The sequence below is a fragment of the Corynebacterium sp. AOP12-C2-36 genome, from assembly GCF_052379185.1.
In the GTDB taxonomy this organism is placed as follows: Bacteria; Actinomycetota; Actinomycetes; order Mycobacteriales; family Mycobacteriaceae; genus Corynebacterium.
In genome coordinates, this window is the sequence record NZ_JBQSYJ010000015.1 from 1 (window position 1) to 20087 (window position 20087).

General features: G+C 70.3%; 20 protein-coding genes. 12 read left to right on the forward strand and 8 right to left on the reverse strand.

Annotated features, from left to right (window positions below; translation table 11 throughout):
- On the reverse strand, positions 1-542 hold a 542-nt coding region (locus ACT3UN_RS12580), incomplete at its 3' end, for a superoxide dismutase (RefSeq protein ID WP_444647539.1).
- A 239-nt stretch (positions 543-781) separates the two neighbouring features.
- On the opposite strand from ACT3UN_RS12580, the gene ACT3UN_RS12585 reads away from it, so the two are divergent.
- Positions 782-1747, forward strand: coding sequence for an L-lactate dehydrogenase (locus ACT3UN_RS12585; RefSeq protein ID WP_301443670.1), 966 nt, complete (start codon positions 782-784; stop codon positions 1745-1747).
- 6 nt (positions 1748-1753) lie between these two features.
- Here ACT3UN_RS12585 and ACT3UN_RS12590 read toward each other — a convergent pair whose 3' ends face one another.
- On the reverse strand, positions 1754-2698 hold the full coding sequence (locus tag ACT3UN_RS12590; protein WP_301443671.1) for a patatin-like phospholipase family protein: 945 nt from the start codon (positions 2696-2698) through the stop codon (positions 1754-1756).
- A gap of 61 nt (positions 2699-2759) precedes the next feature.
- Between ACT3UN_RS12590 and ACT3UN_RS12595 the strand changes: the two genes are divergently transcribed.
- Genes ACT3UN_RS12595 through tpx form a run of 3 tightly spaced genes read left to right on the forward strand, consistent with a single transcriptional unit; the run spans position 2760 to position 5025 of the window.
- Positions 2760-3518, forward strand: a complete 759-nt coding sequence (locus ACT3UN_RS12595) for a glycerophosphodiester phosphodiesterase (protein ID WP_301443672.1) — start codon at positions 2760-2762, stop codon at positions 3516-3518.
- Positions 3519-3555: 37 nt separating this feature from the next.
- Positions 3556-4500, forward strand: coding sequence for a DUF5926 family protein (locus ACT3UN_RS12600; protein ID WP_301443673.1), 945 nt, complete (start codon positions 3556-3558; stop codon positions 4498-4500).
- Positions 4501-4527: 27 nt separating this feature from the next.
- Positions 4528-5025 (forward strand): thiol peroxidase, encoded by a 498-nt coding sequence (gene tpx / locus ACT3UN_RS12605; protein WP_301443674.1) that lies wholly within the window; start codon positions 4528-4530, stop codon positions 5023-5025.
- 34 nt (positions 5026-5059) lie between these two features.
- On the opposite strand, the gene ACT3UN_RS12610 is transcribed toward tpx, so the two are convergent.
- Positions 5060-6391, reverse strand: a complete 1332-nt coding sequence (locus ACT3UN_RS12610; protein ID WP_444657212.1) for an LCP family protein — start codon at positions 6389-6391, stop codon at positions 5060-5062.
- 55 nt (positions 6392-6446) lie between these two features.
- Here ACT3UN_RS12610 and ACT3UN_RS12615 point away from each other — a divergent pair, with 55 nt between their 5' ends.
- Complete coding sequence (locus ACT3UN_RS12615; RefSeq protein WP_301444273.1) at positions 6447-6884, forward strand: SdpI family protein; 438 nt, start codon at positions 6447-6449, stop codon at positions 6882-6884.
- 137 nt (positions 6885-7021) lie between these two features.
- The gene (locus ACT3UN_RS12620; RefSeq protein WP_444657213.1) at positions 7022-8092 is read left to right on the forward strand and encodes an ABC transporter substrate-binding protein; all 1071 of its coding nucleotides are present in this window, start codon (positions 7022-7024) and stop codon (positions 8090-8092) included.
- A 231-nt stretch (positions 8093-8323) separates the two neighbouring features.
- On the opposite strand, the gene ACT3UN_RS12625 is transcribed toward ACT3UN_RS12620, so the two are convergent.
- Positions 8324-9190, reverse strand: a complete 867-nt coding sequence (locus tag ACT3UN_RS12625) for a GDSL-type esterase/lipase family protein (RefSeq protein WP_444657214.1) — start codon at positions 9188-9190, stop codon at positions 8324-8326.
- A gap of 411 nt (positions 9191-9601) precedes the next feature.
- Here ACT3UN_RS12625 and ACT3UN_RS12630 point away from each other — a divergent pair, with 411 nt between their 5' ends.
- Positions 9602-11257 carry an AMP-binding protein gene (locus tag ACT3UN_RS12630; RefSeq protein WP_444657215.1) on the forward strand — a complete coding sequence of 552 codons (1656 nt, stop codon included), beginning with the start codon at positions 9602-9604 and terminating at the stop codon, positions 11255-11257.
- A 45-nt stretch (positions 11258-11302) separates the two neighbouring features.
- Here ACT3UN_RS12630 and ACT3UN_RS12635 read toward each other — a convergent pair whose 3' ends face one another.
- Together ACT3UN_RS12635 and ACT3UN_RS12640 are read right to left on the reverse strand one after the other, a co-directional pair.
- Entirely contained in the window at positions 11303-12061 is a 759-nt protein-coding gene (locus ACT3UN_RS12635; RefSeq protein ID WP_301443445.1) for a CPBP family intramembrane glutamic endopeptidase, read from the reverse strand.
- Positions 12062-12066: 5 nt separating this feature from the next.
- Entirely contained in the window at positions 12067-13440 is a 1374-nt protein-coding gene (locus ACT3UN_RS12640; RefSeq protein WP_441582302.1) for an amidase family protein, read from the reverse strand.
- Positions 13441-13477: 37 nt separating this feature from the next.
- On the opposite strand from ACT3UN_RS12640, the gene pheA reads away from it, so the two are divergent.
- Positions 13478-14461, forward strand: coding sequence for a prephenate dehydratase (pheA, locus tag ACT3UN_RS12645; RefSeq protein ID WP_301443443.1), 984 nt, complete (start codon positions 13478-13480; stop codon positions 14459-14461).
- Positions 14458-15393: a histidine phosphatase family protein gene (locus tag ACT3UN_RS12650; protein WP_441578812.1), complete on the forward strand. Its 936-nt coding sequence runs from the start codon at positions 14458-14460 to the stop codon at positions 15391-15393. The genes pheA and ACT3UN_RS12650 overlap by 4 nt, the downstream gene beginning before the upstream one ends.
- Before the next feature lie 39 nt (positions 15394-15432).
- Here ACT3UN_RS12650 and ACT3UN_RS12655 read toward each other — a convergent pair whose 3' ends face one another.
- A complete protein-coding gene (locus ACT3UN_RS12655; RefSeq protein WP_301444157.1) occupies positions 15433-15780 on the reverse strand; it encodes a metallopeptidase family protein in 348 nt (115 codons plus the stop codon).
- Positions 15777-16820 (reverse strand): septum formation family protein, encoded by a 1044-nt coding sequence (locus tag ACT3UN_RS12660; protein WP_444657216.1) that lies wholly within the window; start codon positions 16818-16820, stop codon positions 15777-15779. The genes ACT3UN_RS12655 and ACT3UN_RS12660 overlap by 4 nt, the downstream gene beginning before the upstream one ends.
- Positions 16821-16890: 70 nt before the next feature.
- On the opposite strand from ACT3UN_RS12660, the gene serS reads away from it, so the two are divergent.
- From serS to ACT3UN_RS12675, 3 genes are read left to right on the forward strand one after another with little or no spacing between them, the layout of a single operon-like run.
- Positions 16891-18165 (forward strand): serine--tRNA ligase, encoded by a 1275-nt coding sequence (gene serS / locus ACT3UN_RS12665; protein WP_441578813.1) that lies wholly within the window; start codon positions 16891-16893, stop codon positions 18163-18165.
- A 46-nt stretch (positions 18166-18211) separates the two neighbouring features.
- Positions 18212-19135 (forward strand): lysophospholipid acyltransferase family protein, encoded by a 924-nt coding sequence (locus tag ACT3UN_RS12670; RefSeq protein WP_301443983.1) that lies wholly within the window; start codon positions 18212-18214, stop codon positions 19133-19135.
- On the forward strand, positions 19136-19990 hold the full coding sequence (locus tag ACT3UN_RS12675) for an HAD family hydrolase (protein ID WP_441578814.1): 855 nt from the start codon (positions 19136-19138) through the stop codon (positions 19988-19990).
- Positions 19991-20087: the final 97 nt, after the last annotated feature.

Genomic DNA, 20087 nt, shown 5'->3' on the forward strand with positions numbered 1-20087 from the left:
GCCTTGACGTAGTCCGGCTTGACGTTCTTGTACTGCAGGTAGAAGGCGTGCTCCCACATGTCGAGCATCAGCAGCGGGGTGAGGTTGATCGAGGTGTTGCCCTGCTGGTCGGTGAGCTGCTCGACGACGAGGCGTCCGGCGATGTGGTCGTAACCCAGCACGGCCCAGCCGGAGCCGTAGAGGCCCAGGGCGGCCGAGGAGAACTGGTCCTTGAACTTGTCGAAGGAGCCGAAGTCGCGGGTGATGGCCTCGGCCAGTTCACCGGTGGGCTCGCCGCCGCCGTTGGGGGAGAGGTTCTTCCAGAAGATGGAGTGGTTGGTGTGGCCACCCAGGTTGAACGCGAGGTTCTTCGACAGCGCGCGGATCTGGTCGGGGTTGGTGCCTTCCTCGCGGGCCTTCTCGAGGGCCTCGAGGGCGGTGTTGGCGCCGGCGACGTAGGTCGCGTGGTGCTTGTCGTGGTGCAGCTGCATGATCTCGGCGGAGATGTGCGGCTCGAGGGCGTCGTAGTCGTAGGGCAGGTCGGGAAGCTCGTAGACAGCCATGGTTGAAGATCCTTCCGTTGCGGGTAATCGTTAATTCCGTCCACCAGTCTGGTCAGTTTCCGGTCCGCTCGCAATGATTTGCCTATTGAATCGCTAAGTTCAATAGGAAGAACAAAGGGGATGTGGTCATAAAGGTCTTGCCACCTGCACCGATCGTGGGGTCGGCGTACCCTGGGGTTCGATTCACGGCGGCACGCTCGCACCGACTGACACCCACCAGCACCCGACAGGAGCAGCCCATGAGAGCCAGCACAGGTACGAGGATCGTTCTGATCGGCGCGGGGGACGTGGGCGTGGCCTACGCCTACGCGTTGGTGAACCAGGGGCTCTGCGACCACCTGGTCATCATCGACGTCGACGAGCGCAAGACCTGGGGCCACGTCCAGGACCTCAACCACGCCGTCCCGTGGTCCGGCCACGGCACGCGGGTGTCCCAGGGCGACTACTCCGACTGCGCGGACGCCTCCATCGTGTGCATCTGCGCCGGCGCGGCCCAGAAGCCCGGGGAGACCCGCCTGGACCTCGTGGGCAAGAACGTGTCGATCTTCCGCGACATCGTGGGCAAGGTGCGTGATTCCGGGTTCGACGGCGTCTACCTGGTCGCCTCCAACCCGGTGGACATCCTGTCCTACGCCACCTGGCGGATCGCCGGGGTGCCGTCGAACCAGGTCATCGGGTCCGGCACGGTGCTGGACACCGCCCGGTTCCGGTCCGCCCTCGGCGAGTACTTCCAGGTGTCGCCGACCTCGGTGCACGCCTACGTCATCGGTGAGCACGGCGACACCGAACTGCCCGTCCTGTCGGCGGGCAGCGTCGCCGGCGTCCCGCTGCCGGCGCGACTGGCGCAGGCGCCGGACGGTGGGGACAGCGTGGCGGAGATCTTCCGCCGCACCCGCGACGCCGCCTACGAGATCATCAACGCCAAGGGCTCCACCAGCTTCGGCATCGGCGTGGGCATGGCGCGGATCAGCCGCGCGGTGCTACGCAACGAGGACGTCGTCCTGCCGGTCTCCGCGCTGGTGGACGGCCAGTACGGTCGCGGGGACGCCCCGGCGCTGTACATCGGCACCCCGGCGGTGGTGAACAACCGCGGTATCCGCGAGGTCGTCGAACTCGACCTCGACGACACCGAGCAGGAGCAGTTCGACGCCTCCGCCGGCACCCTGCAGCAGGTCATGACGGACGCCGGGGTCTTCGAGCTGTAAACACCGTCAGACCCGCAGGAACCGCCGGATCAGCGGCATCTCCTCACGCGCCTGGGCGAGCCCGGCCTCGTAGGTCTCCGCCAGCTCGTTGAGCTTGCGGGTGCCGTTGCCCAGGGGCATGCGGTGCGGGGCGAAGATATAGGCCTTGCCGCGGCGTTCCTGCTCGAAGATCCAGTCGCGTGTGCGGTTGTAGCGGGCGTGCCGGTCCAGCATCGACTGCGCCAACGCCGGGTACTGCGGGAACGCCTTCTTCACGAACCAGGTGAACCGGGAGGCGCTCTTGCGGTAGGAGCGGGTGCGGGTCATGACCACGAGGAACCGGTCGAAGCCCTCCATCTCGATCGCGGAGTCCACCGGGATGCCCCCGGTGGAGCCGAAGGCGCCGTCGAAGTAGGTCTCCGTGCCGATCTTCGTCGGCGGCATGACGATCGGCAGCGACGCCGAGGCGCGGGCGTGCCGCAGGAAGTCGTCCAAGCCGTTCATGTCCTCGCGCGACCAGTGCACGGTCTCACCGCTGCGCCCGTTGAACCCGGAGATCCGGAAGTTGCCGGGGCTGGCCTTGATGGCGTCCCAGTCGGGGACCATGCTGCGGTCCTCGACCTGGGCGTCGGGACCGAAGATGTAGCGGGCGTTGAAGAACCCGTCGCCGCGCAGGAACGGGCGGATGCCGCCGAACAGGGGGTCGCCGGGGAACACGGTGAAGTAGTCGCGGGCCAGGCGGGTGTCCTTGGACAGGTAGGTGGCCACGTGCACCGCGGAGGCGGAGTTGCCGTAGGCCCAGTCGAACTGGATCCCCTCCTCCAGCAGTGCCTGCACCATCGCCGAGGAGAACGCCGCGCGCATCGCCCCGCCCTCGAAGACCAGGGCGGTGTCGCTGACCGACCTGCTCGGGACGCCCCGTCCCTGCCCCACTCCCGGCGTGGGGCGGGCGACTGCCGGATAATCTTCCACGGGAATTCATAGTACAGGGCTGACGGCGGCACCACCGTGGGTATCGGGTAACAATGGGGGCGTGAAGATCATCGCGCACCGTGGGGCGAGCGGTTACCGCCCCGAGCTCACCCTGGCAGCCTACGAACTCGCCGTGGAGCTCGGCGCCGACGGCCTGGAGGGCGACGTCCGGCTCACCGCCGACGGGGTGCCCGTCGTCATCCACGACGCCACCGTGGACCGCACGTCCGACGGCACCGGCACCGTGGTGAACATGACGCTGGCACAGCTGCGGGAGGTCAACGTGGGCACCACGCAGCGTCCCCAGCAGGTCCCGACCCTGCGCGAGTTGCTGGAGTTCGTGCGCGACGCGCGCACCGCGACGTACCGTCCCGAACTCTTCGTGGAGACCAAACGCCTCGGCAGTGCCGGTGAGCGCGACGGCCGCCTGGAGGCCGCGGTGAACCGCGAGCTGCACGCCACCGGCCTGGCGCAGGAGGACGCCGGGGTGCACCTGATCTCCTTCGACCACGGTTCCCTCGCCCGCTTCGCCGCGCTCAACCCGCAGATCCCGCGGATCTACCTGCGCAAGGAGTACCGGATGTGGCGTCTGGCGAAGCACCTGGAGCCCGCCGGCGTGGCGCAGTGCCAGGGGTTCTCCGTCGCGCGCGCCCGGCAGGCGCCGCAGGACGTCGCCGGCGTCGGTGACTCCACCTACGTGTTCACCGCCAACCGGCAGGACGACCTGCTGTGGCTGCACCGTCACGGTGTGCGGTGGGCCGCCACGGACTACCCGGACCGCGCGCGTGAGACGCTGCGCGGCGCGGTGGCCCTGCGGTAGCGGCGACCTCGGCGGTGCACCGGCTAGACTGTGCCCCGTGGCTAAGAAGAACAGGAAGAACCAGAACCAGGACGACCTGCCGGAGGGCATGAGCCGCCGGCAGGCGAAGCTCGCCAAGCGCGCCGCCGAGCGTGCCGCGCTCGAACGCGACCCGCGCCCGTACGACGGGTTCGCCGCCGAGGCCGACCTGATCGCGCTGCAGGAGTTCGTCCCCTCGGCCCTTTTCACCGCCGAGACCGTGGCGGACGCCGGCTTCACCCGCCCGGTGACGGTGTGCACCGTCCTGCCGGGTGCGGCGGCGGCCCTCGTCCGCGCCGAGGAGGAGGGTGGCGAGGCGCTCGTCGCCCTGCAGACCCAGCACCGTGGCGACAACCCCAACCGCGACCTCGCCTTCGCGCTGAACTGGGTGAAGGACGCGGAGCCGGGCACCAGCCTGGACGTGGCCGTCGCCGACGGCTCCGAGCCCGCACTGGCGGACCTGCTCGTCGCCGGGCAGACCCCGTCCATCGAGGTCCGTGAGGACTTCAACTGGTGGCTCACCGAGGACCAGCGGGCCAACCCGCAGGTCGTGGCGACCCTCGACCAGGCGAACGCCTCGGTGCTGCCGAGCGTGCGTGTGGACGTCGACGTCACCGGTGCCGCCTGGTGGATCGACCCGGGCGAGAAGGCCCACATCCGCTGGGTGCGTCCGGAGACCGAGGCACAGCTGCTGCCCGCCCTGGCGCGCGTGCACGCCGCCGGCCAGCTCAACCTGGGTGAGGACACCCGCTTCGCCGGTGTCTTCCGCACCCACGGCATCCTCGTGCCGGTCTTCGACCTGGACAACACCGTGGACGCCTCCGAGTTCGCCGCCCCGCTCAAGGAGCTGGACGAGCGGATCGGTGCCGCCCTGACCGAGCTCTCCGGGGACTCCTCGCCGCTGACCGGTGAGGAGCAGAAGTCGCGTCAGACGATCGTCGCCCGCGAGGTCACGATCCGCTGACGGGCATTCTGTGCCACCATGGGTGGCATGGCTGATACCGCATTCCAAGGAACCCCCGCCCACACCGTCGGTGACCTGCCCGCAGTCGGCGAGCAGGCCCCGAACTTCACCACCGTCTCCGCAGAGCTCAAGGACGTCAACGGCGACTCCCTGCGCGGCAGGCGCGTGGTGCTCAACATCTTCCCCTCGGTGGACACCGGCGTGTGCGCCGCCTCCGAGCGTGAGTTCAACAAGCGCGCCGCCGGGCTGGAGAACACCGCCGTGGTGTCCGTCTCCAAGGACCTCCCCTTCGCCCTGGGCCGCTTCTGCGCCGCGGAGGGCATCGAGAATGTCGAGGCGACCTCGGCGTTCCGTTCCTCCTTCGGCGAGGACTTCGGCGTGACCCTCACCGACTCCCCGCTGGCCGGCCTGCTGGGCCGCGCCGTGCTGGTGCTGGACGCCGAGGGTACCGTCCTGCACTCGCAGCTCGTCCCGGAGATCACCACCGAGCCGGACTACGACGCCGCCCTCGCCGTCCTGAACTGAGCGGGCTTGAGCTGACCGGACTTGAACTGAACGGTCAGCGCATGTCGCTGAACAGCTCCTCGGCGGCCTCGTCGTCCCAGAGCACCACGCTGCCGGCGTCGGTGTCGGCGAAGCCGCCGACGGGCACGGTCTGCTGGTCCGCACCGCGGACCATGCCGAACGCCAGGCGCGCCAGGTGCCACACGTGGTCGCCCTCGTCCACGGTCAGCGCCTCGGAGAAGGCGTTGATCAGGGGCAACGCCCGGAACGGGTTGGCCAGAGTGCCGAAGGACCCGACCTTGGAGACCACGGCGCTGAGGAACTCACGCTGGCGCTCCACCCGGTCGAGGTCCCCGTTCGCCGAGGTGTAGCGGGTGCGCACGTAGCCGAGGGCCGTGGGACCGTCCATCTCCTGGCAGCCGGCCTCCACGTTGAGGCCGGCCATCGGGTCGTCGATGGCCTCGGCGGGGCACAGCTCCACACCGCCGACGGCGTCGACGATCTTGCCGAAGCCGCCGAAGCCGATCTCCATGTAGTGGTCCATACGCATGCCGGTGGCCTGTTCCACGGTCTGCTGCAGCAGCTGCGGGCCGCCGTAGGAGAAGGCGGAGTTGATCTTGTCCTGGCCGTAGCCGGGGACGTCAACGTAGGAGTCGCGGGGGATCGACACCATGGTGGGCTTGCCGCCGAAGGTGGGGACGTGCACCACGATGATGGTGTCGGTACGCGCACCCTCGTCGGAGAGGTCGCCGGCGGCGTAGCGTTCGCCGTCCTCCTCGCTCATGCCCACGCGTGAGTCCGAGCCGACGAGCAGCCAGTTCGTCCCGGAGGTGTTGCCGATGCGTCCCTCGTAGTTGGTGAGGGCGTCGATGCGGTTGATGTGCGAGTCGACCCACCAGGCGGTGCCGGCGACGACGAGCACGATGACCAGTAGCAACGCGCCGATGATGCGCAGCGGACGGATGCGCCGCTTCTTACGGGGGCGGCGCGGCTGCGCAGGACGTTCCGCCGGCTCGGCAGGACGCGGCGGCGCCTGTTGCTGGTACGGCTGCTGGTTCTGGTACTGGTTCTGCCGGTACTGCTGGGGCGGCTGGTAGGGGGCCGTCTGCGGCGGCTGCTCCGGCTGCCGACGGTACTGCGGCGGTTGCGCCGCCGGCTCCTGCCGTGCCTGCGGCGCCTCGTGGCGTCCGGCGTGCCCGGCGCCGTCCCCGTAGGTGCGGGTGGCGTCCTGCGGGGGCGGGACCGGTGCCGACGACCGGCGGGGGACGGGGCGTCCGTACCTGTCGAGGATCGGACGGCCGTTCCTGTCGCGGGCGACGGAGTCCCCGGAGGAGTCCCCGGCGGAGTGCCGGGAGCGACCGTCGTTGTCGGGGGAGGTTGGTGACATGGGGACATACTACGGGCTGGAGGGGTCGAAAACGGAGTCCAGTAGGATGCTGACCATGAGTGATTCTTTGATGGCGGTCGCGTTTCCCGCGGTCATGGCGGTGGTCCTGGCCATGGTCGTCTCGCAGGTGACGAAGGCTGCCGCCCGGGGAGACCTGCCGCGTTCCGGCGCGGTGGGGATCAGGACGCCGGCCACGAAGTCCGGCGACGCGGCCTGGACCGCCGGCCACACCGCCGCCGAACCGGTCACGCGGAGGGTGACGTTGGGGGTGTCGCTGCTGGCGTTCGTCATCATCGTCCTCTCCTTCTTCTTCGACGGTGCCTGGGTCACCGCGCTCGGCGTGGTCCCCTTCTTCGTGGTCGTGGTCAGCCTGGTTCCGGTGACGCTGACGGCCAACCGCGCGGCCAGGGAGGCTGAGGCGGCTGAGGCGGAGAAGGGAAAGAAGGGTAAGGCGAAGGGCAAGGCGAAGCAGAAGAAGGGGAAGAAGCGGTAGTCGCCTCCGGGGCGCTGCAACCGGTCAGGGCAGCCTGACCTTGGTGTATTCTCGACGGACCGGCACTCTGACGTGTGCCAGTCCACCGCGACCGTGCCGCGACCGTCGGCCGTCGCCCCACCGAGAAGGATGCGCCTGTGCTTTCATCACCACACCCCGTCCACCGTTCCCGTCGTGTGCTGGGGAGCCTCACGGCCCTCGCCGCGGCCACCGCGCTCACGCTGACGGCGTGCACCTCCGAGGACGGGGAGGACGGCGGGGAGACCTCCGCCGCGGACTTCACCCCGGTCACGTTCACCACGCCCTGGGGTGAGAGCACCCTCGAGGCGCCGCCGGAGCGCATCGCCGCGGTCGGCTACAAGGATCCCGACATCATCGCCTCGATGGGGCAGAGTCCGGTGATCTGGCCGGAGAACACCCCGAAGCAGGAGGTGTGGACCGTCGACGCCCTGGAGGACACCGACGGCGGAGTCCCCGACACGACCTTCGCCTACGACGGCGACGGGATGCCGCCGCTGGAGGAGATCGCCGCCGCCGAGCCCGACCTCATCGTCGCCAGCCAGCTCGACCTGCAGGACGTCTACGGCCAGCTCTCGGACATCGCCCCGGTCATCGCCGCGGAGGACATGGAGGACGTGGCGGGGAACTGGCAGCAGACCCTGTCCAGTCTCGGCGAGGCCCTCGGCGAGGAGGAGCGCGCCGACCAGGTCATCGAGCAGACCGAGGACGCCGCCGTGACGATCCGTGAGCAGCACCCGGAGTTCGCCGGGAAGACGGTCTCGCTGATCCAGTACTTCGGGATGGACGAGATGCGGCTGCTCAACCCGTCCGGCACCGATGCCGCGACGCTGTTCGGTGACATCGGTTTCGAGGACGGCCCGGGTACCGCGGAACTCAAGGGCGTGCAGCTCAGCGCCGAGCGGGTGGACGACCTCGCCGCCGACGTGGTCGTGGTCCTGGACAACTCCGACGGCCAGGCCGGTGACCTCGAGGACAACGCGGTGTTCCGCAGCATCCCCGCCGTGCAGGACGGCCAGGTGCTGATGATCACGAACAACGCCTTCAAGCAGGGCAACGAGGCGTCCTTCGAGGCGAACGGTGAGCACTACGAGGGCAACCTGGCGTGGGCCGTGGCCTACCCCGGTCCGCTGTCGTCGCGCTGGGCGCTGGACACGCTCGCCCCGCTGCTCGCCGACACCGTGGACTGATGCTCCGAACCGACGGCAATCATCGCACCCCATAAGCGCCTGATCGGCATGAAACACCAGGTCATATTCGGTGCAGATTCTTATGGGGTGCGAAATGTGGGGCCGGTCCGGGGGCCGGCTGGCCGGAGCAGGGCGGGGGAAGGCGGGGGAGGGTGGGGCAGAAGAAATGACGCGGGGCCCGTCGGTCAGATGACCGACGGGCCCCGCGTCAGGAGGGCTGTTCGTCCGGTGTCAGGCGGCGGCAGCGGCGCGGCCCATGGCGCGCAGTCCGACGTCCGTCATGTGCAGCGGCAGGTTGCGACGCTGCGAGGTGGTGTCGATCAGGCCGACGACCCACCGGTCGTTGGAGCACATCTCGTGCCCGTTGCTCGGACCCTTGAGGTCGACGAACTGGCCGCCGGCGTCGTTGGCACCGGCGCGCAGGGCGCGCTCCAGGGCCCACTCGATGTCGGAGACCTGGAACAAGGCGCTGGGCACCTGCACGTTGGGGATCACGTTGATCGGGCAGACCTGGCCGGCACCATTGGTGATGTGCGGGAAGCCGAGGACCTTCACGTTCGCGTTCGGTGCGGCTGCCTTCACCTGGGCGACGGTGCGGTTGACCGAGGCGCGCAGCTGGGACTCGATCTGGGAGACCGGCATTTTGTCGCCGAGGATGTAGGGGTAGGTGTCGTTGGCACCGGCCCAGATGACGACCTCGCTGGTGCCGGCGTTCAGGGCGCCGCCGGCCTGGGCGCGCCGGGCCTGCTCGCTGACCTGCATGCCGCCGGTGCGGTAGGAGCCGCCGGCGCAGGAGTAGTTGTCGACGTTCTTTTTGGACGCCTGGGCGTAGGAGTTGGTGAACCGGTTGTCCGTGCCGCAGCCCGAGCCGCTGAGGATCGGGTCGGGCAGGGGCAGTCCCTTGCCGGCCAGGTAGTTGTAGATGTCCGGGTTGGCGACGACGGAGTCGCCGAGGACCACGGTGTTGCCGGGGGCGGCCTGGCTCTCCGGTGCCGAGAGCAACGTCCCGGACAGGGCCGCGACGGTGGCCACGGCTGCGGCTGCGAGTCCGGCGATGCGGCGTCCTGCCCGCGACGCGGTGCGGTGTCGTGCGCTCATTGCTGAGGTTCCTCTCGTGAAACGTGTCATGTGGTGTCCCGACGTGTCCCCGACAGGTCGTGGACGGATCCGGTCTCCTCAACCGTTCCCCGGGGCAACGACGTTACATTAGCGTGACTTTAACCGCTAATCTGCGGGAATGTAACCCCTGGGGTTAAAGTTACCTATGTTGCGCAAGTGACATGAGGGGGCGGGGCGATCCGGACTTGCGGGTAACGTAGAGCACCCGTACGCCGGTATGGTGGACGAAAGTAATTTTTCCCGCCCGCCGCCGACCGCCCGCCGACCGCACCCTGACTTTCGCCACGTCCCGCCCCGGCGTACCTTGCACGGGACACCCGGGCCCGTGGCGGACCCCGTGAACATCTTCCGTGAACAGACACGACCAACAACCCACGTAAAGGAGAGACAGTGTTCGAGCAGCTGTCCTATGACCTCAAAGGCGCTGTAAAAGGAGCCAAGGCCTTCGTAGACACCGGATTCCTCAAGGGGTCCACACCGGCCGGGGGCCTGGGCGTCGCCAAGGCCCTGGGACGTTACGGCACCAGCCTCGCCGGCCTCCTCGAGGGATCGACCGCACGGTTCCCCTCCCGCCTGGCACTGGTCGACGACCAGGGTGAACTGACCTACCAGGAGCTCGCCAACTACTCCCGGCTCACCGCGCACACCCTGGCCAGCCACGGCATCACCTCGGAGAGCCGCGTGGGCATCATGGCCCGCAACGGCCGCGGCTTCCTCTTCCCGTTGGCCGCCAAGGGCTACCTCGGTTTCACCGTGTTCCTGCTGAACGTCGGCGCCAGCAAGCACCAGATCGCCGAGATCGTCCGCGAGCACGAGCTCGACGTGATCTTCTACGACTCCGAGTTCGACGACCGCTTCCCCGAGGACCCGGCAGAGCTCGCCGACTTCGGCGCCACCCTCGTGCACGCCGACGCCGCGGAGGGCCACCGCACGGACATCGACTACCCCACGATCGAGGACTTCTGGGCCAACCCCGGGGCCGCCGACGACCGGTTCCCCTCCCGCCCCAGCCAGGGCGGCGTGGTGCTCATGTCCTCGGGTACCAGCGGCACGCCGAAGGCCGTGGCGCACAGCGAGCCCAGCTTCCCGGTCGGCGTCCTCGGTCCCGTCCTGAAGGGACTGGACGTCAAGGCCGGCGACCGGCTGCAGCTCACCGCCAGCCTCTTCCACGTACTGGGCTGGGGCGCGGCCGTGCTCGCCATCACCGCCGGCTGCACCCTGGTCACCCAGCGCGTGTTCACCCCGAAGGTGGTGCTGCAGCAGATTCAGGACTACAAGTGCACCGGCACGTTGAGCTCCGCGGTCTTCCTCAAGGACGTGCTCGCCGAGGACGACGGCTCCTACGACCTGTCCACGATGACCTGGATCCTCAACGCCGGCAACGCCATGAGCGAGGACCTGGTCCGCGGTCTGCAGGAGCGCTACGGCAACATCCTGTCCAGCGGCTACGGCTCTACCGAGGGACTGCTCGTCGCCTACGCCACCCCGGAGGACCTGGCTGAGGACCCCACCACCGCGGGCCACCGCGTGTGGAACGGCCGCCTGGAACTGCTCGACCCGGAGACCGGCCGCGAGGTCGCCCCCGGCGAGGTCGGCATCATCCACGCGCACAACGCCATGTCCATGAAGGGCTACCTGGGCGACCGGGACAAGCCTGAGTACCGCGACGGCATGCTGGACCTCGGCGACAAGGGCGTCGTCGACCCGGTCACCGGGCGGCTGCGCGTGCTCGGCCGCAACAACGACATGATCATCGTCGGCGGCGAGAACATCTGGCCCACCTCGGTGGCGGACATCATCGACCGTGTCGACGGGGTGTCGGAGTCCTACTGCGTGGGCGTGGAGGACGACGAGAAGTTCCAGCGGGTCAAGGCCTACGTGGTCACCGACGGCAGCGTGGGCGTCAGCGAGGACGACATCCGCGACCACGTGCGGGACAACTTCATGGCCCCCGCCGTCCCGCGCGACGTGGTGCTCATGGACCAGCCGCTGCCGCGTAACCCGATCGGCAAGGTCGTCAAGCGCGAGCTCACCGTCTTCGGCTGAGCCGCACCTGTCCAGGGCTTCCGATGCTGTCGTCCGCGCCGCCGGTCACAACCCCGGCGTGGACCCCAGCACCTGGTAGCCGACGAAGGCCACGGTGTCGATCAACCCGTGGGCGATGACCAGCGGCCACACCCGGCCGGTGCGGTAGAAGAACCACACGAACACCAGACCCATCACCATGTTCCCCAGGCCGGCGGAGTAGCCCTGGTACAGGTGGTAGCTCCCGCGTAGCACGGCGGAGGCGAGGAAGACCCACACCCACGGCACGCGTAGCTGGCGCAGCCGGCAGCACAGCCACGCCACGACCAGGATCTCCTCGGCGAAGCCGTTGGCCCAGGAGTTCAGCACCAGCAGCACCAGGTCCTGCACGCTGCGGTCCAGCCCGGTCGGCACGACCTCCTTCGACAGCCCCAGCTGCACCGCACCCACGTAGAACGCCAGCCCGGGTACCCCGATCAGCGCGGCGAGTCCCGCGCCGGGCAGGGCGTCGCGCCACCGGGGACGCAGGGACAGTGTCGGTGGGACGTGGCGGAGCAGTAGGAACAGGGCGAGCCCGCCCCAGGCGACCAGTACCCCGGTGGAGATCAGCTGGAAGGCGGGGTCCAGCCACGCCAGCGTGGACTGGCGGGCATTCAGGGTGGTGGTCTGCTCGTTGAGGTTCTCCGGTCGGGTCGCGGCCTCCAGCAGCCGCAGGGCCGAGCGCACGCCGGACGCACCGAAGGTCACCGCCAGGACGATGAGCAGTTCCCACCGGATCGCCCGACGGTCGGCGGGCCCGGCAGAGGCCACCTGCGTGCCAGTCACCGAGGTCACGGTGTGTCCTGGAGCAGCCGGGTGATGTCGCCGGGCCCGTCGAGGGTCAGCGCCTGCAGGACGGCAGGGTCGGCGTCGATCATGCGCCGGACGGCGTCCTGCAGGTGGGACGCCAGGCCGAGCAGGTCGGCGGCCGACGCGCGGTCGGCGACGGCGCCCAGGTGGACGGACACCGGCCAGCGTCCGGCGGCATGCTCCGGGGTGACCAGCGGGACGGACAGTCCGGCCCAACCGGTGAGGTTCCACAGGGTCGCCCACGGCGTCCACGCGGTCTGCGCGAGGAAGTCGGTGGCGGGGTCACCGGCGGCGGAGTAGCGGGAGAAGGCGCCGACCGGCGGTGGGGCGCAAGCGAGCATCGGGGTCACCACGACGTCCACCGGCGCGTCGGCGTCCCCGGCACCCCAGGCGTCCAGCACCTGTGCAGGCAGGTCGGCGACGGCGGCCGCGGAGTCCGCGACCTGGGCGGGGCTCAGCGCCCGGCCCTGCTGCCGGAGCCAGCCGGGCATCACCGTCGACGGGTCAGGAAGGTCCCGGCACCGCGCGGCCATGATGCGCGAGTACACCTCGAAGTGCTCCACCGGGTAGGGGGCGGGCACCGGACGAACCCCGGCGACGGCGTCGCTGGTGACCAGCAGGGACGCCGCGGCCGCCGTCGCGTTCGCCACGGCGGGGTCCACGGCGGTGTCGGTGTGGAAGGGCCGGTTGGTGTGCCCCAGGTTCAGCCGACGGCCCGGTGCGGAAGCGCCGGCACCGGTGGCACCACCGTGCGTGATGCCCAGCGCGCGTCCGGTGAGCTCCAGGTCGCGGGCGATCACCCCCTGCGCCGCAGGGTTGGGGAGCACGCCGCCGCCGACCGTGTGCGCGGGTTTCAGCCCGGGCAGTCCCACCGCGGCGGCGGGCACGCGGATCGACCCGCCGCCGTCGTTGGCGTGGGCGACGTCCACGATGCCGCGCGCCACGGCCACGGCCGCCCCGGAGGACGAACCACCGGTGGTCATCCGCCGGTCGACCGGGTTCACCGGGCCGGGCCCGTGCGCCGGCTCGGTGTACACGGTGGCGCCGAACTCGGCGGTCACGCTCGCGCCGACGAGGCGGGCGCCGTCCTGCAGCAGGCGGGCCACGGCGGTGTCGTGGGATGTGGGGACCACGTCGTTGCCGAACGAGCCGAAGGAGGTGACCTCCCCGGCGACGAGGTTGAGGTCCTTGACCAGGACGTCCACCCCGCGCAGGGGGCCGAACTCGGTGTCGTCGCTGTGGGGTCGGTCGTAGATCCTGGCGACCCCGAGCTCCGCGGGGGTCAGTCCGGTGCGGGCGCAGGCGCGGTCGAGTCGGGCCGTCACCGCCTCGGTGGTGCGCGGGGAGGGATTCATGTCGGACACACTACCGGCGCCCCGGTAGGTTGGTGGCATGAAGCAGACCGCCCCACCGGCCAGCACACCCTCCGCATCTCCCGCCACCACGCAGGTCGCCTACCTCGGGCCCCGCGGCACGTTCACCGAGCAGGCCGTCCTGAACCTCACGGGCGCCGGGCACCTGCCGTCCGACGTCGTCCACCGCACGGTGAGCTCCCCGGCCGCGGCGCTGGACCTGGTGCGCTCCGGCGAGGTCGACCGCGCCGTGGTCGCCCTGGAGAGCAGCGTGGACGGCCCGGTGACCCAGACGTTCGACTCCCTGGCCTCGGGCGTGCCGGTGCAGATCCTGCGCGAGCACGATGTGCCGGTGGTCTTCTCGATCCTGGTGCGCCCCGGCACACGCCTTCAGGACGTGCGCACGTTCACCACGCACCCCGTCGCCGAGGCGCAGGTGCGCCGCTGGCTTGGCGGGCACCTGCCGGACGCCTCCTTCGTCCCGGCGAGTTCCAACGGTGCGGCTGCCGCGGCGGTCGCCGCCGGGGAGGCGGACGCCGCGGCGGCACCGGCCCGGGCGGGCGAGATCCACGGGTTGGAGTCGCTGGCGGACGGGGTGGCGGACGTCGCCGGGGCGCACACGCGTTTCGTGCTCGTCGGGTTGCCGCAGACACCCACGCCCCGCACGGGGCACGACCGGACCGCCATCGTGCTGCAGGTGCCGAACGTCCCGGCGTCGTTGGTGATGGCGTTGATGGAGTTGGCGACGCGCCGGGTGGACATGTCGCGCATCGAGTCGCGGCCCACGCGGGAGAAGGCGGGCACGTACCACTTCCACGTGGAGATCGTGGGGCACCTGGAGGACGCCGCGGTGTCGGAGGCCCTGGCAGGCCTGCACCGCTACTGTGAACGCATCCGGTTCCTGGGGTCCTGGCCGCAGGAGGGCTGGGTCGGTGGCGCCGACGGGCCGGACGGTTCGGTGCCGCCGGACTACGCGGCGTCGTGGGACTGGGTGCGGCAGCTGGCCGAGGGGGGTCCGGCATGAGCCGACTGCTGCTGATCCGCCACGGGCAGACGACCTCGAACATCAGCCATGCCCTGGACACACGGCTGCCGGGCGCCGCCCTCACCGACCTTGGCTGGTCGCAGGCGCGCGCCGCCGGCGAGCGCCTCGGTGGCGAGCAGGACACGCAGGACGCGCCGCTGGCGCTGGTGTCGTCGCAGGCCCTGCGCGCCCGGCAGACGGCGGCGGGGATCGTCGTGGGTGGCAGCGGTCTCGGTCTCCAGCTGCAGTCCACGGCCCCGGGCAGCGACTTCTCCGACGCCCTGGCGGACCTCGCCGAGCTCGAGGTGACCGACGGGGTCGACCACGGTGAGGTGGAGCTCGGGGAGCTGGGCCCGGAGGAGTCCGCGACGGCCGGTGCACCGGTCGCCCTGGGCGGGGGAGTGGCGGAGGCCGGTGCCGCGGAGCGGGAGGCGTCGGTGAAGACGGACACGCCTGCCGCGCCTGCCGCGCTGCCTCTGGTGATGCCGGGTGCGGTGCCGGGGATCTCCGAGATCCCCGCCGGACGCTACGAGATGCGTGAGGACGCCGAGGCCCACTACGGCTACCACCGCACCTTCGCCGACTGGCTCGGCGGGGCGATGGACCTGCCGGTGCCGGGGGCCTCCACGGGGCGGGAGGTGGTGGGACGCTACCTCCGCACGCTGTTGCCGGTGCTGGCGACCACGCAGCGGGTCGGGGCGGACCTGGCGGTGGTGAGCCACGGGGCGGTGATCCGGTTGATCGCCGCCTACCTCGGGCGGGTCGACCCGGAGTTCGCGGTGCGCACCCTGCTGCCGAACACGATGCGGGTGGAACTGGAGGTCCCGGAACTCAGCGGAGCCAGTGGACTCAGCGGAGCCGCCGACGCCGTCGAGGAGGGCTGGAAGGTCACCGACTGGGCCGGGCACGGGGAACCACCGCGGGTGGGGTAGGCGGCCCGACCCCGCGCTGGCCCCAGTCCTGGCCCCGCCTTACCCCCAGCCGAGTTCGTGCAGCCGGGCGTCGTCGATGCCGAAATGGTGGCCGATCTCGTGGACCACGGTGACCGCCACCTCCTCCACCAGCTGCTCGTGGGTGGAGCAGAAGCTGCACAGGGCGTCCTTGTAGATGCTGATCTTGTCCGGCAGGAACGTCGGCCACTCCACGGAGCGCTCCGTCAATGCCACGCCGTGGTAGAGCCCGAGGATCGACGGGTCCGCCTCGTTGTGGTCCTCCACCACGATGGCCACGTTGTCCAGCGCGTCCAGCAGCTGGCGCGGGATCATCCGCAATCCGCGGTCCACGAGGTCCTCGAAGGCCTCGTCGGAGACCTCGATCACCGGTCGTCCCGTCGCGGGTTACGCTCCGGCTGGTCCGCCGGCGGGTTGCCGTCGATGGTGAAGTCGCCGCGTACGTCGCCCTGCAGGTCGGCGAAGCCGCCGTCCTCCCGGCCCTTGGTCAGCGCACAGTTCACGGTGCGCGACCCGGCGTTCCACGACTCCTGCGGCAGCGTCGTCCAGAACGGTGTCAGCGTGGACTGGTCCAGGTTCTCGTCGTCCCCGCCGCCGAGGAACTCGATGGCCGCGGCGGTGCACACCGCGTCCAGGTGGTCGTTCTGCTCCTCGATGGTCGGCCAGGTGCCGTCGAAGGTCTCCCCGAGGTTCTCCACGGAGGTGACCTGCCAGGAGTACGGTTCCTCGCACTCCGTCACGTTCACCGAGTCGCCCTCGGCGCGCATGCACGTCTCGGCCGGCTCGGCCGGGGACTGGTCGGTCTCCGCGGCGCGTCCCGTCGCCTCGGCGTACACGCCGTCCGACTCCGGCACGGCGACGCCGCACAGCATCGTGCGGTCGCCACCGTCCCACGCGGCCTCCGGGGGCAGGATCGGGACGATGGAGTAGCGGCCCTGCGGGTCCAGACGCCCGTCCAGGTAGGTCCGGGTCGGCCCTTCGCACATCTCCGAGGTCAGCTGCCCCTGGCGTTCCAGGTCCGGCTGCGGGGCGTCCGGGCCGAACTCACTGGTCGGGTACTGGGAGAGGTCCTCGCGGGTCGACACCTCGAAGCGGTGCGGGGAGGCGCAGTCGACGACGGCGAAGTCGGTGGCGACGTCGCCGTCCTGCTCCCAGTTCACGCAGTCGGCGGTGTCCGCGTCGGTGAAGGCGACGAGCTCCGGGGCCTCCTCGGTACGGTCCGCGCCACGCTGCGCGACCACGGTCGCGCCCTCCGGGGCGAAGAACTCGTACGCGCCCGCTCCGACGCCGCCGGCGAGGGCCGCGGTGAGCAGCACGGTCAGCGTCCTGCGACGCGTGCGGTGCGGCGTGGATTCGGCGCCTGCGGCGGCAGGGCGGTCGGGGCTGGCGGACGGATTGCTGGGCGGCATGACACGTATTCTCTCATGAGTACCGGACTTCACAGACACTGCTGAATCCACTGTAGCTAAACTAATGGGCATGATTGATCTCAAGTTCCTGCGGGAGAACCCCGACGTCGTCCGTGAATCCCAGCGCACCCGTGGCGAGGACCCGGCGCTCGTCGACCGGCTCCTGGAGGCCGATCAGCGCCGCCGCGAGGCCATTTCCGCCGCTGACCAGGCGCGCGCCGAGCAGAAGGCCTTCTCCAAGACCATGGGCAAGGCCATGAAGGACGCCTCCGACGAGGAGCGCGACGCACTGCGTGCCGAGGGCAAGACCCGCTCCGCGGCGGTGAAGGAACTCGAGGACGCCCAGTCGGCCGCCGAGGCGGACGTCCAGGACCTGCAGATGAAGCTGTCCAACGTCGTCACCGGCGCGCCCGCCGGCGGCGAGGACGACTTCGTGGTGCTCGAGCACGTGGGCCAGCCCCGCGAGTTCGACTTCGAGCCGAAGGACCACCTGGAGCTCGGCGAGTCGCTGGGCCTGATCGACATGGAGCGTGGCGCGAAGGTCTCCGGCGCCCGCTTCTACTTCCTCACCGGCGACGGCGCGCTGCTGCAGCTCGGCATGCTCAGCCTCGCCGCGCAGAAGGCCCGCGACCACGGCTTCCAGCTGATGATCCCGCCGGTGCTGGTGCGCCCGGAGATCATGGCCGGCACCGGTTTCCTCGGCGCCCACGCCGACGAGATCTACCGCCTGGAGGCCGACGACATGTTCCTCGTCGGCACCTCCGAGGTGGCCCTGGCCGGTTACCACAAGGACGAGATCATCGACCTGTCGGACGGTCCGGCGCGCTACGCCGGCTGGTCGTCCTGCTTCCGCCGCGAGGCAGGCTCCTACGGCAAGGACACCCGCGGCATCCTGCGCGTGCACCAGTTCGACAAGGTCGAGATGTTCGTCTACTGCCGTCCGGAGGACGCCGAGGCGCAGCACCAGGAGCTCCTGGCGATGGAGAAGGACATGCTCGCCGCGGTGCAGGTGCCCTACCGGGTGATCGACGTCGCCGGCGGCGACCTCGGTTCGTCCGCCTCGCGCAAGTTCGACACCGAGGCGTGGGTCCCCACCCAGGAGACCTACCGCGAGCTCACGTCCACCTCCAACTGCACCACTTTCCAGGCGCGGCGGCTCAAGACCCGCTACCGTGATGAGGACGGTAAGGCGCAGATCGCCGCCACGCTCAACGGCACCCTGGCCACCACCCGGTGGCTCGTCGCCATCCTGGAGAACAACCAGCAGGCCGACGGCTCCGTGGTGGTCCCCGAGGCGCTGCGCCCGTTCGTGGGCAAGGACGTCCTGACCCCCAAGAACGCCTGACAGTACGCCTGACGCGACCAACGCTTGTAAGGAGCAGTAACACGGCATGTGGATTCCCAGAGGCTTCGAGATCCCGACCGGCGTGCCGGACACGCCCGCACACCCGGAGTCGAAGGAGCTGTTCTACGGACGGATCATCATCCCCTTCGCGAAGTTCTGGATGCGTCACGTCCAGAAGCTGAAGGTGGAGATCTACCACCCCGAGCGCATCCCCACCGACGGTGGCGCGATCCTCGCGGTGAACCACACCGGGTACTGGGACTTCGTGTTCGGCGGCATCCCGTCCGCGGTCAACGGCGGGCGACTGGTGCGGTTCATGGCGAAGAAGGAGATCTGGGACAACCCCGTCGCCGGGCCGGCGATGTCCGGCTGCCACCACATCCCGGTGGACCGGGAGGACGGTGGGGCGTCGGTGCGTGAGGCCACGCGCCGCGCCGCCGGTGGCGAGCTCATCGGTATCTTCCCGGAGGCGACGATCTCGCGCTCCTTCGAGATCAAGGAGTTCAAGGACGGTGCCGCGCGCATCGCGCAGGACGCCGGGGTGCCGCTGATCCCGGTGGTGCTGTGGGGTTCCCAGCGCATCTGGACGAAGGGGCGCAAGCCGATCTGGCGTCCGAAGGACGCCTCCCTGATCATCTCCGTCGGCGAGCCTGTCGACCTCGACGGGACCTCGCGCGAGGCCACCGACCGGCTGCACGACTCGATGGTGTCGATCCTCGACACCTCCCGCGCCCGCTACGCCGAGGCCTTCGGACCCTTCCCCGAGGGGGAGGACTGGATGCCCGCCTCGCTCGGCGGCTCCGCCCCCTCCCTGGAGGAGGCGACCACCAAGGACCGGGAGGACGCGGCGAAGCGCCGCGAGGAGCGGATCCGGCGGGACGCGGAGAAGGCCGCCGGCATCACGCCGGAGAGTGCGTCCGGTGGGAAGAAGTCCCTGCTCTCGCGGCTGCGCGGGAAGCTGGGACGCTAGGTGGCCCCCACCCCGACGCTGGTCGTCAGCGACCTGGACGGCACGCTCGTCACCTCTGCCGAGCGTGTCTCGCCGCGCGCCTGCGCGGTCATCAACCGTCTCGTTGCCGCCGGGGTGACGTTCATCCCCGCCTCGGGGCGTCCGGCGCGGTGGATGCTGCCGGTAATCGAGCAGCTGGGGCTGCGCCCGATGTGCGTGTGCGCCAACGGGGCGGTGGTGTGGGACTCCGCCGCCGACCGCATCGTCTACGCCGCGGAACTGCCGCCGGACGTCCTGGGGCAGGTGACCTCGGAGATCATGGCGGCCACCGGCCCGGCGCTCGCCGGACGCGGACTGGAGCCGGTGACCTTCGCCGTGGAACGTGCCGGGCGCAGCGCCTTCGACCGTGCCTCGGAGTTGTTCGCGGTGCAGCCGGAGTACCCGCACGCCTGGGAGACCGAGGAGCACTCGGTGGAGCCGTTGGCGTCGCTGTGCGCCAAGCCGGCGGTGAAGCTGCTGGTCCGGCACGAGGGGATGGGTAGCGCGGAGCTCTTCGACCTGGTCAATCCGGTCGTGGACCCGCAGGTGGCGCACGTGACGTGGTCCTTCAGCGGCGGGCTGCTGGAGATCAACGTCCCCGGGGTCTCGAAGCTCTCCGGTGTGGCCCACGCCCTCGGCGGTGGGGAGGTCCCGGCCCTGGACCCGTCGGAGGTCGTCGCCTTCGGGGACATGCCGAACGACGTGGCGATGCTGCGCTGGGCGGGTGTGGGCGTCGCCATGGGCAACGCGGTCGACGAGGTGGCCGCTATCGCCGACGTACGCACGTCCTCCAACGACGACGACGGGGTCGCCGAGGTCCTGGAGCAGTGGTTCTGACGGGCTGAGCGGCTGTCCGGTGTGGTCGTCACCTGCCGGACGGAAACCGTCGTTGTGCCGCGACCGAACACGGGGATCGAACACCGCGATCGAACAC